General features: G+C 67.2%; 11 protein-coding genes and 1 tRNA gene. 9 read left to right on the top strand and 3 right to left on the bottom strand.

Annotated features, from left to right (window positions below; genetic code table 11):
- The first annotated feature begins 21 nt into the window (after positions 1–21).
- From MTAB308_RS12280 to MTAB308_RS29785, 9 genes are all read left to right on the top strand, one after another.
- On the top strand, positions 22–4,320 hold the full coding sequence (locus tag MTAB308_RS12280; protein WP_173842154.1) for an AAA family ATPase: 4,299 nt from the start codon (positions 22–24) through the stop codon (positions 4,318–4,320).
- A gap of 92 nt (positions 4,321–4,412) precedes the next feature.
- Positions 4,413–5,222 carry a hypothetical protein gene (locus tag MTAB308_RS12285; RefSeq protein ID WP_245831379.1) on the top strand — a complete coding sequence of 270 codons (810 nt, stop codon included), beginning with the start codon at positions 4,413–4,415 and terminating at the stop codon, positions 5,220–5,222.
- Entirely contained in the window at positions 5,191–6,396 is a 1,206-nt protein-coding gene (locus tag MTAB308_RS12290) for a polyprenyl synthetase family protein (RefSeq protein ID WP_077099665.1), read from the top strand. Before MTAB308_RS12285 ends, MTAB308_RS12290 begins: the two co-directional genes overlap by 32 nt.
- Positions 6,393–6,851 carry a hypothetical protein gene (locus MTAB308_RS12295; RefSeq protein ID WP_077099666.1) on the top strand — a complete coding sequence of 153 codons (459 nt, stop codon included), beginning with the start codon at positions 6,393–6,395 and terminating at the stop codon, positions 6,849–6,851. Before MTAB308_RS12290 ends, MTAB308_RS12295 begins: the two co-directional genes overlap by 4 nt.
- On the top strand, positions 6,848–7,123 hold the full coding sequence (locus MTAB308_RS12300; protein WP_077099667.1) for a hypothetical protein: 276 nt from the start codon (positions 6,848–6,850) through the stop codon (positions 7,121–7,123). The genes MTAB308_RS12295 and MTAB308_RS12300 overlap by 4 nt, the downstream gene beginning before the upstream one ends.
- Entirely contained in the window at positions 7,120–8,142 is a 1,023-nt protein-coding gene (locus MTAB308_RS12305) for a hypothetical protein (RefSeq protein ID WP_077100155.1), read from the top strand. Before MTAB308_RS12300 ends, MTAB308_RS12305 begins: the two co-directional genes overlap by 4 nt.
- Entirely contained in the window at positions 8,135–8,536 is a 402-nt protein-coding gene (locus MTAB308_RS12310; RefSeq protein ID WP_077099668.1) for an SCP-2 sterol transfer family protein, read from the top strand. Before MTAB308_RS12305 ends, MTAB308_RS12310 begins: the two co-directional genes overlap by 8 nt.
- The gene (locus MTAB308_RS12315) at positions 8,533–10,773 is read left to right on the top strand and encodes an NAD(P)-binding protein (RefSeq protein ID WP_245831380.1); all 2,241 of its coding nucleotides are present in this window, start codon (positions 8,533–8,535) and stop codon (positions 10,771–10,773) included. Before MTAB308_RS12310 ends, MTAB308_RS12315 begins: the two co-directional genes overlap by 4 nt.
- Positions 10,773–11,594 carry a hypothetical protein gene (locus MTAB308_RS29785; RefSeq protein WP_245831381.1) on the top strand — a complete coding sequence of 274 codons (822 nt, stop codon included), beginning with the start codon at positions 10,773–10,775 and terminating at the stop codon, positions 11,592–11,594. The genes MTAB308_RS12315 and MTAB308_RS29785 overlap by 1 nt, the downstream gene beginning before the upstream one ends.
- Before the next feature lie 25 nt (positions 11,595–11,619).
- Here the strand turns inward: MTAB308_RS29785 and MTAB308_RS12320 are convergent, their stop codons facing one another.
- The 3 genes from MTAB308_RS12320 to MTAB308_RS12330 all read right to left on the bottom strand — a co-directional run bounded on the left by MTAB308_RS12320 (position 11,620) and on the right by MTAB308_RS12330 (position 12,607).
- Positions 11,620–11,967, bottom strand: coding sequence for a DUF732 domain-containing protein (locus tag MTAB308_RS12320; RefSeq protein ID WP_077099669.1), 348 nt, complete (start codon positions 11,965–11,967; stop codon positions 11,620–11,622).
- A 133-nt stretch (positions 11,968–12,100) separates the two neighbouring features.
- Positions 12,101–12,397, bottom strand: coding sequence for a hypothetical protein (locus tag MTAB308_RS12325; RefSeq protein WP_077099670.1), 297 nt, complete (start codon positions 12,395–12,397; stop codon positions 12,101–12,103).
- 124 nt (positions 12,398–12,521) lie between these two features.
- A tRNA-Tyr gene (locus MTAB308_RS12330) sits at positions 12,522–12,607 on the bottom strand.
- Positions 12,608–12,632: the final 25 nt, after the last annotated feature.

Genomic DNA, 12,632 nt, shown 5'->3' on the forward strand with positions numbered 1-12,632 from the left:
GAGCTCCACGTGACCGCACCGGTGCTCGACATCGACGGCCGCATGGTCGACCGACAGCCGGAACTCACTGAACTCCGCGCCGCGGTGGACACCGCGGGACGCACCGGCGGCGGGTGTGTCCTGCTCAGCGGGGTGCCGGGAGTTGGCAAGTCGACGCTCGTCCAGGCCTTCGGCGCCGAGGTGTCCGCGCGCGACTGCGTGTTTGCCTTCGGACGGTGCCGCGACGGCGCGCCCGCGCCCTACTCGGCGGTGGGAGATGCGCTCGGCTCGCTCGTCCGCACCATGGAGGCCACCGGGCCGGCCGAACGTGACCAGTGGCGCGCCGACATCGTCGGCGGGATGTCTTCGATCGCCGGCATCCTCGGGGAGCTCGTGCCCGACCTGGCTCGACTGCTCGGCACGTCCTCGCAGGTGCAAGAACTCGATGCGGCGGATTCTCGCCGGCGCCTGCACCGCGCCGTCGTCCGGCTGCTGTCCGATACCGCGACCTATCGGCCCGTGGTGCTGGCGATCGACGACCTGCAATGGGCCGATCGCGACACGCTGCTGCTGATGTCGGAAATCTTGACGGTGTCGCTCCGCAACGTCTTGGTACTGGGCGCTCATCGGGCGGGTGAATTCGACGCGGGCTCAGCGGGTTTCACCGCCGCGAGCCCGCGCAGCATCGAACTCAAACCGCTATCCCTGGACGATGTCGAGGAGCTCCTCGCCGCGGTAGCCGGTCAGGGTGTGGAGCTGGGCGACGTGGCCGCCGAATTCCAGCATCGGACCGGGGGCAATCCCCTCCAGGTTCGTCAGCTGCTGTACCGCGCGCAACGCGAAGGGGCGCTCACCCCGGTCGGCGCCGGCGGGCGTCCCAGTTGGGACCTGCGGGTCCTGGCGTCGATGGAGGTCACCGCCACGGCCGCCGAGTTCCTCGGCCGCTATCTCGAGCAGCTGCGCCCGAGCGATCGCGCGGTGCTGCGCTCGCTGTCGTGCATGGGCGGCGAGTTCGACCTCGACGACGCCACGGCGGCGGCCGCGCAGCCGCCCGACGTGGTGGCCCAGGCGCTCTGGGCCTGCCTTGAGCTTCGTCTGCTCGAGGCCATTGACAGCAGCGGCAGGCGGATCACGAACGCGATCAGTCGCGACGCCCGCTACCGCTTCAGCCACGACCGGGTGGTTGAGGTGGCCCGGGACGGCTTGTCCGAGGACGCCAAACGCGAGGCACACCTGCGGATCGGACGGCGGCTAATCGACCAGGGGGACGAACGGTTATTTGACGCCGCGCGCCACGTCGGCATCGGCGGACGGGGGCTCGCCGACGACGCCGAGCGCGTCCGGTTCGTCGAGGTGCTGCGGCGCGCCGCGCGAAAGGCGAAGGCGCAGGCCTCTTTCCCGTTGGCGCTCGAGTATTGCCGGAACGCTTTGGATCTGCTCGGCCCCCAGCGTTGGTCCACTCACGGTGCCATGACCCGCGAGCTTCAGCTCGACGCCGCGGAAGCCGCGCTGCTGGTCGGTGACGTGGCGGCGCTACATGCGCTGCTCGACGAGGCCGAGCAGGTGCCCCACGAGCCATCCGATCATGCCCGGCTCGCGTACCTCCGAGTCAAGGGGCGGGTCGCGGAAAACCGTCTGCAGGAGGCGCTCGAGATCGGGCTGCGGGCGCTCGACGAACTGGGTGAACCGCTGCCGGCGGACGCGGGCAAGCCTCGAATGGCAAAAGCGCTCGTCCGGATGCGGCTGACAATGCGCCGCTGGAACAACGAGCGGCTGCTTGCGCTGCCGCAGTGCGATGACCAGCGCGTCATCGCACTGCACCGGATTCTTGCCGAGCTATGCAATATGGCGGTCCGAGTCCGGCCCAACCTCTTGCCCTTGCTCGTGCGAAAGCAGCTCGATCTCACGCTGGCCCACGGCCACACACCGTCCTCGCCGCTGGTCATCGCCGGTTACGGGATCGTCCTGGTCCTGCTCGGTGACCATGAGGGCGGCCAGCGCTTCGGCGAGGTGGCCATGCTGCTTGCGGAGCGCCCGGAATTCCGCGAGGCCCGGCCACAGACGGTGTTCATGCACCTGGACTACATCCACCACTGGCGCCACCCGCTGCGCAACGGCCTGGGCGAGCTTCGCGACGCCGTCGAGGAGGCACTCGACCAAGGCGACCAGGAAAACGCCGGGCTTCTGGTCGCGGTCCTGCTTTCCCAGTCATTCTGGGCCGGCCGTCCGCTCCCTGAGATCGACGCCCTCGCCAGCTCCCTGATCCCCCACATCCGTTCCCAGCCGGTTCCCGGCGCCCTTTGCCAGGCAATGCAGCAGCTTTGCCTTAATCTGATGGGCCGCAGCGCCGATCCCTTCCTCCTCGCCGGCGAGAGCGGCTACGACGAGCGAGAAGTCCTGCCGGCGGCCCGCAGCGAGGGCGACGAGGTAGCCCTGGGCGCGGCCGCGACCATGAAGCAAGGCCTGCACTTCTGGTGCGGCGACTATGCGGGCACGGTCGCCGCCACGCCGGAGGCAATCGAGCACATCGGCGGCATGGCCGGCACCGCGGTCTCACAACTCATCTACCTGATCGGCGCTCTTAGCATGATCCGACAGGCGCCGCGAGACCGCTCGACCGTCCGGTTCGTGCGCCAGACTCTCGCATCGCATCGCAAGTGGGCCGCCGACGCGCCGGAGAATTACGCGGCGTCGCACGCGCTGCTCCAGGGGGCATGGGCGCGAGCGCGCGGGCAGCAGGCCAAAGCGGAACGCTACCTGCACGAGGCGATCGAACTCGCCGAGCAAAGCCAGCTGCCGATGATCACCGCGTACGCCCACGAGGAGGCCGCGGCCCTGTATGGCGACACCGGGCGGGCGCGGCTCCGGGAACACATGCTGCGGTCGGCGTACCAGCGCTGGCTGACTTTGGGTTTCGCGGTACGTACCGACTGGCTCGCGCGCGAGCACCCCTGGCTGCTGAGGCGCGATCTTACGAAAGGTTCGGCAGGGATCGACCCGGTCGGCGCCCACCAACTTCTGCGCGCGCTGTCGGGGGCGCGGACCTCGGATGCCCTGGCCAACATCATTTTGGGCTCCGTCGCCGACACGACCGGTGCGGGCCGCGTCCTGTTCCTCACCGGCGACACGGAGAACCTGGCCGTCCGGGCCATCCACGATCACGGCGACATATCGATCGTGGACGGGCCATGGACCGAGGTGGCCTATGACAGGGACATCGTGCGCCGCGCCATCGACGGCGGCTCCCCGGTCATCGCCGCCGCCGACCGTCGGGCAGCGACTCCGACGCTGCTAGTCGTTCCGATCACGTTGCACGACACAGCAATCGGCGTGATTTACGCCGAGCGGGACGAGCCGGACGGCAACTTCGGCGCCGACCACGAGGATGCCGTCGCGTTCCTATGCGCCCAGGCGGCCGCGCCCCTGTGGAGCTTCCAGCTCGAGGAGCGACTGCGGGCCGCCGACGAATATCGACAGTCCCTCATGGACGTGCAATCGAGATTCGTGCCGAACGAACTGCTGCGCATCCTCGACATCGACGACCTCCGCCGCGTCCGCAGCGGCTACCGCGTCGAACGCGAGATGACCGTGCTCATCAGCGATATCCGCGGCTACACCACCATGCTCGAGGACATGAACGTCACCGAGGCGAGCAACTTGGCGATGGGCTTTCTGCGAGCCGTCGAGCTCCCGATCGTCAGCTACAACGGCATGATCCAAGACGTGCGCGGCGACGAGATCGTCGCCGTCTTCGACTCGGAGGCCGATGCGGTCCGGGCAGGGTTGGGAATGCTGCGCTCCTTGACCGAGCATAACCGGGAGCGCAGGGCGCTCGGCTCCGAGGAGCTACGGGCGGGCATCGGCATCAACACCGGCGCGGTGGGAGTCGGGCTCGTCGGCGGCGTGAACCGCATGGTGCTCACCATTATTGGCGATGCGGTGAACCTGGCCGCCCGCGTCGAAAGCACCAACAAGCGCTACGGCTCCGCTTTGCTCATCTCCGATCGCACGTATAAGCGCCTCGCCCATTCGGAGCAGTTCGACGTCCGTCGCATGGAACGCGTGATGGTGGTCAACCGCCGGCGACCGGTGACGATTTATGAGGTCTACGACGAGGATTCGGCTGAACTTCGCGCCGCGAAGCGCGCGGCGCAGCCCGCGTACGACGAGGCCTTCGCGCTGTTCGACGCGGGCGATGTCGACGGAGCGCGGACCGCCTTCGAACGATGCCGCGACTTGCTGCCCGAGGACCCCGTTGCACCGTTGCATATAGCGCACTGCGACGCAATGGCGCGCGGTGAGATGTCCCCCGGCCAGGAAATAGCCCTGCTGAATAAGTAACGCACTACTCGACTTTAAAAAACCGCATAAAAGTGCTGTTCGATTACCGGTGTTGTCTGCCATGATTTGCTCGACACAGGAGGGTCACACCCATGGTGTACTTCAGCGCTGAGCACTTGGCCCTAGCCAACCAGGCCCTTCGCGAGACATTCGGGCAGTGCAGCATTGCCTGGCAGGCCATTCCGCATTGGGACACCGGCGACCCCGGTCAGATCAATGTCGCCAATGGCCTGATGGGTGCGTCGGCAGGCTTTCTATCCCTCGCACCGCCTCCGTCTCCGCCTCCGCCGCCCACGGCCCTGCTGACCGTCGCGGAGGCGATTGCGCCGACCCCCGATGCGTTGCTAACCGGAGTGATGGCAGCGACCGAGACCCTGGCCAACAACTTTGACACCGATGTCCTCAATGCCTGCTATAAGGCCCCGACAGCCCCAAATCTCGTCCCCATCCCGGCCAGCGCCGGTACTAACCCCCAAGACCTGCAAAAGGCGCTGATCAACTCCCGGGTGCTCGTCGAAAACACCGGGTACCGGGCGCCGTCCTGTCTGATCACCAACACAGTGGGGCTCTTGTACCTCAACCAGTTAGCCAACGGCTATTACAACATCCTTCAGCAGACGCTCGCTGCGGCAAACATCAACTCGCTCTACCGATTCGATATCGACGGCGGTAGCACGCAGAAGAAGGCCCGGATGGTCCTCATCGGCCGTCGCCGGCGGATCGCTCAAGGCGCGGCGCCGGAGGCATCACCCGGTGAGGAGCCGGTAGACCTAGCATGCAGTGTCCTCCCCAGCCTGGAGGTCGACGGAGAAACCAGCTCGGGCGGGATCCAGCTCTCCCCCCGGATCCGTTACGCGACAAGGATCACCGATGCTACAGGCCTCGTCGCCCTCAAAGAGTGAGTCGCGCGACGGCGGTACGAACCCGATAGCCTGTAACCCGCTCGACGACTACCTCGCCCTGTGCAAAGACGCCTGCGACGGCGAGATAGACCGGCTGTACGGCGCGGATGCGCGCGGGTCCAACGGCCTCTACGACCTGATCCTCGACTACCCGATGCGCGGCGGGAAGGCGCTTCGGCCGGCGCTGAGCATCGCCACCTGCCTCGGTCTCGGCGGCCATCTTGAGGCGATACTGCCGACTGCCGCGACACTCGAGCTCTACCACAACGCGTTCCTCATCCACGACGACATCGAAGACGAATCCTGGTGGCGGCGCGGCAAACCCACGCTGCACATCGACCACGGCGTACCGATCGCCGTCAACGTCGGCGACGCCATGCTGTCGCTCTCGCTACAGCCGCTGCTGGACAACGTCGAGCGCGTCGGGCTCGGGCCCGCCCTGCGGATCCTGCGCGCCGTCGCCAAGATGACCCGCCTGACCGTCGACGGCCAGGCGCTGGAGCTCGAGTGGGTCCGGTCCAACACCTGGTGGCTCGGTGATGCCGACTACCTCAAGATGGTGGAACTCAAGACCAGCTGGTACTCGTTCATCACACCCCTGCAGGCCGGCGCGATCGCGGCCGGCGCCGGACCCGAACGGTTGGCGCCATTGGAGGCGCTCGGCCGGCACCTGGGAGCGGCCTTCCAGATCACCGACGACCTGCTGAACTTGCGGGCAGACCCCGAGGAGTACGGCAAGGAGATCGGTGGCGACCTCTGGGAGGGCAAGCGAACCCTGATGCTGTTGCACACCTTGCGGAGTGCCGATCCGACGGACCGCGATCGCGCCGTGCAGCTTCTCGCCAAGCGCCGCCCGAGCACGGACGGCGAGTTAGGGCTGACCCAGCTGCTGGACCGGCTTACCGCCCACGGTCAGTTGTCCCAACCCGGTAGGGCCGAGATCGAGGCTCGGCTAAAGGGACACCACCCCTCGGAATCCAAGACGCTCAACGACATTCGATGGCTCTACGAATTGATGCACCGTGTCGGCTCGCTGAAGCACGCGCGGGAGATCGCAGCGCAGCAGGCCCGCGAGGCGGCCATCGTGCTTGCCGGGCTCGACTGGCTGCCGTGCAGCCGGCACCGCGACGCGCTGGCCGCCCTCGTGGACTATGTACACGGGCGGACCCGATGAACCCCGAAAGCCTGCTCGGGATGCTGGCCGAGCTCGAGCGGATCCGCGAGCTCACTCTCGACCTCGTCGAACAACAGGCCCCGCGGTTGCAGCCGCCCCCGCCGGACGAGGCCGGCGAGATGGAGCGCACGGTGTTCGACCTGCTCCTTGGGGCGCGCCGTGCGGTCCTCGGCAATCCCGCGGCCGCCCGACGGCTGCACGATTTACTCGTCGCCGAGGGCCGCCGCTACGCAGACACACCCCGCGGGGCGCGGCTGCGCGACGCGTTGGCGGCCTCGGAAGCGGTGGAGAACCTCCGCCGCGTCTGGGAGATGGTGAGCCTCAACGTTCTCGGCGGTCCGGCCGGGCCCGACGCCGTCCCCGATGCCTGGGCGGATCTAATGGCCGACGCCGTCATCGGTCGCGGCCTCGACGATTCCATTCTGGATCGCCTACGCCCCGAGGGGTTCGCATGACGCTCACCGATCCTCGCGAAGCGCTCGCAGACCAGAGCGATTTCATCGGCTATCTGGTTGGCCTTACCGGCGTCGCCCGGGTCGTGCGCGGCCTGGCCGCAGACAGCGAGGACCGGGCTGCGCACCCCCGCGACGCAGACGACTTCGTGCATCTCCTGCTCGGGTTTGCCAGCCTCGGTGCCGCGATCGAGCGATTCGCCGGTTCGACCGTTGCCCAGCAGAATTCGACTGCCGCGCCGCCCGCGGGCCCGACCACGCGGTGGCTCCGATGAGCGCGCTCCTCGCCCGCAGCGACTTCTTCCGCGCCCCGGTGCTGGCCACCGCCCGGCCCGCGGGTTTCAAGGAGTGGCAGCACTTCGTGGTGCAGGGGCTTGGCGTGCGGCTCTTGATCAACTTCAGCCTCAACAATGAAGTGCTTGCAGGGGACGAAGTCCGGCTTGCGCCACGCGTCATCGTGATCGCTCACGACGAGAACTGGACCGGTGCCATCGAGCGGTTCGACGGGCGCGCTCTGAACGTCTCGGCCGATCTGGGCGAACTGACCATCGGCGGCAACCGGATGACCATCACGCCCGACGGCTATCGCGTAGCAATCGACCTGCCCGACAACGGCATTCGGGGCGAATTGCACTTCACCTCGGCAAGCCGGCCATTCGTGGTCCGCAACGAACCGGCGGGTGCAGGCCGCGTCAGTTGGCTGTTCGTACCGAGGCTGCGTGCCGACGGATGGCTACGCATCGGCGACCGAGAGCACCGGGTGGATAACGACCTGGCCTATCACGACCACAACTGGGGCCGGTTCCGGTGGGGCGACGACTTTGGTTGGACGTGGGGCACCATTTTGCCGACCAGACCAGGGGACCCGTGGTCGATGGTATCCGTGCACATTACCGACCGGAGGCGACTGCGCTCTCTGTCCCGATCGCTCTACGTGTGGCACCACGATGAGCCCGCCGCGATATTCCGGCATGCGGCAGTGCAGGCGCGCACGCACGGCCTGCTCGACCGCGCGGCCGACTGCACCTTGCCGCCCCCGATGCGGCTGCTGCTGGGCGGCGAGGTACCGGGGGTGCCCGAGCGGATCGAGATCACCGCGACGCGAGCGGGCGACAAGGTGCACGCCGAGTTCCGCTCGCGTTCTTATGCCCGTCTGGCCCAACCGAGCGAGGTACGCCTCGACCGATCGACCGTGCTCTGTGAAGCCGACGGTGCCGTCCGGGCGAGCGGCACGGTGAATGGCGAGGACTTCGACTTCGTCGGCACCGGTGTATTCGAGTTCCTTCATGGCTGAACGGGTTTCGTCGCTATTGCGGCGTTCGGTCGAGCACCTGGAGGACGAGGTGCCCGAAAGTTACCGATTACTGGTCGCCGAGATCGGGCCGATGGTGGCCCAACTCGACGTCGACGGCGAGGTGTTTTCGCTGCGCGGCGGTGAGCGACTCCAGGTGTCCGACGGTGCGGCGCAGACCCCCTCCGTCCGGATCGTCACCTCGCGAACCGGCATTCTCGATCTCCTCGATGCCAGGGTGGGGCTTGACGAGGCCGTGGAGGCGGGCACGGTTTCGGTTCAAGGGTCCCTCGATGACGTCCAGCGTGCGCATGACTCGCTGATGGCGTACGTGCACGCCACAGTCCGGGCGTCCACGCAGCCCGGGCTGCTGTCCGCACTGCGGGAGGGCGCATGAGCGAGCAGATCTGCGCGCCGGCATCCTGCGCACGACGTCCCACCGTGGCCGTCCTCGGGGCGGGCATCGCGGGCCTCACCGCCGCGCAGGAACTGGTGGAACGCGGTTTCGCGGTCACGGTGTACGAGGCGCGGCAGGACGAGCGCAACGGCTTGGGACCCGAGCCGGCCGGCACCTACCCGCCGGTGAAGCTCGGCGGCCTCGCCGCGTCTCAGTATTCGACGGTGGGCGCGGAGGGCGGAAGCCAAGCAGAGCTGCGCCCCTTCCCCGGCCGTCGCGGCCGGCCACTCGCCCCCGGACGAGCGGTTGCGGGCGAACATGGCTTCCGCTTCTTTCCGGCGTACTACTTACATACCTGGGACATGTTCCAGCGCATCCCGGTCTACCAACACAACGGGAAGGCCGGCTGGACACCAACTTCTCGCACCGTTTACGACAACGTCCGGCGGGTGATCACCCAGGGCATGACGGTTGCCGGCAAGCCCTCACTCGTCTTTCCCCGCGAACTCCCCCGCAGTCCTGCCGAGTTTCTCGGCATCCTCAGTCAGATAGCCGGATTGGGCTTCACCGCCGGGGATCTCGCAACCTTCCAAAGCCGGGTGCTCCGCTACCTCGTGACCAGCCCCTTGCGACGCGCTAGGGAATTGGAGAACCTGTCCGCCTACGACTTCTTCGTCGGGTACGACAGCGCGACCGGGAGCAGGCAATTCTCCTATTCGCCGGATTTCGACGCGCTCCTGCGCAAGATGCCGCGGGTCCTGGCCGCTTTCGACTCGCGTTGGGGGGACGCACGGACCAACATCACCACTTATCTTCAGCTGTACCTCAACATGGACCGCCACGACGACAAGGCCGACGGCGTGCTCAACGGTCCCACCACCGAGGCGTGGTTCGACAACTGGTACCACCACCTCGTCGCGCTTGGTGTACATTTCGTGCGCGGTGCGGCGAGTCGCCTCGATCCTTTGCCCTTCGACCCGAGCCAGCCGCCCCATCTCCGACCCCGGGTGCAGATCACGTTCGCCGACAGTACGCGCGTGACTCCGGATTACACCGTCGTCGCCGTCGACGCCCCCGCAGCCGAATACATCACCTCCCCGCTGCGCGCGGCGGGCACCGGCGGCACCGTGGGCAGGCTCGACGGATTCACTACGCTTGCTCCCCCACCTGACGGTCCGCTGCAACCCATCTCGACCCGTAGCCAGCAGCGACGGAATCCCTACGACATGGATGAGCTCGGACGGGTGCCCTGGGATCGGTTCCAAACGCTGTGCGGCATCCAGTACTACTTCGACACGGAATTCCAGCTCCTCCGAGGACACATGCTCTACGCCGGCACCGACTGGGCGCTGTCTTCGATCAATCAGCATGGATTCTGGGAGAAGCAACCGATTCTGGACCGCGACGGGCACGTCGCGGTGCTCTCCGTCGACGTCGGGGATTTCAATAATCCCTCCCGGCACCTGGGCAAGGCCGCCCGCGACTGCAGTCCTGATGAAATCGCCGCGGAAGTGTGGCGGCAGATCGTCGCCGCCCTCACGGGCAACGACGAATCCCTTGCGGCGGAAACCATGCCGTGGCCCGCGTGGTACGCGCTCGATCGCGGCCTCAAGATGGCCGCCGGACCCGGCCAGGGCCAGGGCCGCATGGTGCAAAACGAAACGCCCTACCTCGTTCCCGTCGTCGGGGACTGGACCAACAGGCCCAGCAGCGACCCGTGGAACCCGCACGGGACGTCCTGGAGTAGCGCACCACCCGAGGATTGGTGGCTCGAAGACCTCGAGCTGCGGAACGTCTGGCAAGCCCGCCACGGCGGCTACCAGGTGCATAACAATTCCGTGGTCTTCGCCGGCACCTGGAATAAGACGTTCACCCGGATGACGTCGATGGAGGCCGCGTGCGAGTCGGCCCGGCACGCCGTCAACGCCATCCTCGACCATTACATCTGGGTGGCATCAGGCGGCCTCGACCGCCGGCAGAAGACCACGCTGGACTGGGAGTTTCCTTTCGGCTTCCTCGACCAGGGGCTGTCGAGCCCGATTCGTATGCCGACGCCGGCCGGTGACTACTGCTACGTGTTCGACATCGAAAACCGCGAGCCGGCCGACACCCGTTTACTGCGTATGTTGGACTCGAAATTTTGTGAGCAGTCGCTGCCCCATCCCCTGGACGCCCCGGCCGCGCTTGCACTCGGCGCCCTCAACTCACTTGTCCCCCCACCCGCTGGAGGTAGGTAATGTTCACGCCCGCAATGGATTACAACCAGCAGTTGCTCGCCTATTTGCAGACGTTGCGACAGCTTCTGGACCAGTGGATGGCCGCGATGCCCCCGCCGCCGTTCATGGCGCCGGGAGGTCAGTTCATGCCGCCCACGCCGCCCGCGCCCCCGTCCACCGCGTCCGCGCCACCGACGCCGCCTGCGCCGGCCGGTTACGCCCAACAGCTGTTCGGCTATCTCCAGGCGTGGCGGCAGTACCTCGAGCAGATGGCGGGCACCGGGCCGCAGGCACCGCAGCCGTCGACCGGTGCGACGGACCACCGCCGCGGCAACGACGGTGGGACCGGTCCGCTCGGCAACGGCCCGGGGGGCGGCAACGGCCCGGGAAGCGGCAACGCCCCGCGGAGCGGTGCGAGCCGGGGATCCGACGCCACCCCGCCGCCACCACTGGTGCTGAACTTGCCGCCCAGCAACGCGGGCGGCACCCAGCTCACCGGCACAACGCCCGGCCAGACCATCCCATCGCTGGTCGACTTACCGCCGACCACCTATACCGTGAGCCAAATCTCAGGCCCGGGCTTCGACCGCGGGGGGACCTTCGGCCACACGCCAACCGAACCGGAGGTGCTGCATGCGCCGGGCAACTATTTCGGGACCGAAGCCGCCCTGCCCCCGCGTGCGCCGGCGCGACTACCCGCTCCGCAGCCCCCGTCCGGAGTCACCGCGGCGGGTACGGCATTTCAAAGCGCAATAGACCGCCTCGATACCACCGCCGTGCGGGAGGTCGCGCCCAAATCGCTTTTCTCCACTCCCGGCGCGGAGACGGCTCACGACCGTTGAGGGAAGTCGGTAAAACGCCGCCCGCTCAGCAGTGAGTGCCCCAGCACTGGAAGGTGGGGCAATAGGACGAATGCGCCAAGCTCACCATGGAGTGGACGTCTCCGAACGTAACGTTTCTCGGGTCCAAGGTGGCGTGGATGTTCTGGGCGATCTGGTCATACGTCCAACCCGACATGATGTCGTCGCAGATGAGGCGCCCCGTGGCGGTCAGGGCCTCGTCGTGATCCGGCGGCCAGGTGAAGCCGGCGGCGTGCAGTTGGGCAAGGAATACGTCATCGGCGGGATCGGCCGTCGCAATCGCGGCGCTCGAAACCAAGGCGGCGCCGGCCATGACGGGAATGGTGAGCATGGCCAGCCAACGAGGTGAGGGCATTCTGATGCGCTTCCTTTCTTCTTGGCGTTGATGACGCCGTCGGTCCGAACCGGGCCTAAGAAGAATAGAGAATGCCAGGGAAAAAGCAGCTTATGGAAAGCTGAACAGTCGGAATTTCGGAATCGTCGGACCGTTATGCGGCGCGCGGGCCACGCCACGTCGGGCCCGCCGAAGTCGTTTTCAGGTCGCGTTGGGCGATCGACTCCGGCCGAAGACGGGCGACCGGGGCCAGCGCCGCGTCGTGTCGCCCCAACCGGCGCTCAACCCGGTGGTAGATCCACGAGGTCGCGGCCAGGATTGCGAAGACGACGGCCAAGACCGCCAAGGCCTCCCCGAAGGCGATCACCATGATGATGCCGGCGAAGATCCAGAACGCGACGGCCTCCGCGTCGTGGATGTCGCGGTGTGCGCCGAGGGTGATGTGCCGCATGTCTGCCTCCCGAGGGAGTTGGGGTTATTGCCGCTAACAACGCCGGCGCGGCGCCAGAGCTGCCCGAATTGCGGCGATGGTGACCCATTTCACGGCGCGGAGCGCCAAAATGACGACTGATCCTTGGTGGCAGGTACAGGATTCGAACCTGTGTAGGCGTAAGCCGACGGATTTACAGTCCGCTCCCATTGGCCGCTCGGGCAACCTGCCGCCAGACAGGTTACAACGAACGGGT

The organism is Mycobacterium terramassiliense, from assembly GCF_900157385.1.
GTDB classification, from domain to species: Bacteria; Actinomycetota; Actinomycetes; order Mycobacteriales; family Mycobacteriaceae; genus Mycobacterium; species Mycobacterium terramassiliense.

Coding starts and splice junctions, on each gene's coding strand:
- MTAB308_RS29785 (WP_245831381.1), top strand. CDS start 10,773: ATGTTCACGCCCGCAATGGATTACAACCAGCAGTTGCTCGCCTATTTG.
- MTAB308_RS12290 (WP_077099665.1), top strand. CDS start 5,191: ATGCTACAGGCCTCGTCGCCCTCAAAGAGTGAGTCGCGCGACGGCGGT.
- MTAB308_RS12305 (WP_077100155.1), top strand. CDS start 7,120: ATGAGCGCGCTCCTCGCCCGCAGCGACTTCTTCCGCGCCCCGGTGCTG.
- MTAB308_RS12325 (WP_077099670.1), bottom strand. CDS start 12,397: ATGCGGCACATCACCCTCGGCGCACACCGCGACATCCACGACGCGGAG.
- MTAB308_RS12310 (WP_077099668.1), top strand. CDS start 8,135: ATGGCTGAACGGGTTTCGTCGCTATTGCGGCGTTCGGTCGAGCACCTG.
- MTAB308_RS12295 (WP_077099666.1), top strand. CDS start 6,393: ATGAACCCCGAAAGCCTGCTCGGGATGCTGGCCGAGCTCGAGCGGATC.
- MTAB308_RS12315 (WP_245831380.1), top strand. CDS start 8,533: ATGAGCGAGCAGATCTGCGCGCCGGCATCCTGCGCACGACGTCCCACC.
- MTAB308_RS12320 (WP_077099669.1), bottom strand. CDS start 11,967: ATGCCCTCACCTCGTTGGCTGGCCATGCTCACCATTCCCGTCATGGCC.
- MTAB308_RS12300 (WP_077099667.1), top strand. CDS start 6,848: ATGACGCTCACCGATCCTCGCGAAGCGCTCGCAGACCAGAGCGATTTC.
- MTAB308_RS12285 (WP_245831379.1), top strand. CDS start 4,413: ATGGTGTACTTCAGCGCTGAGCACTTGGCCCTAGCCAACCAGGCCCTT.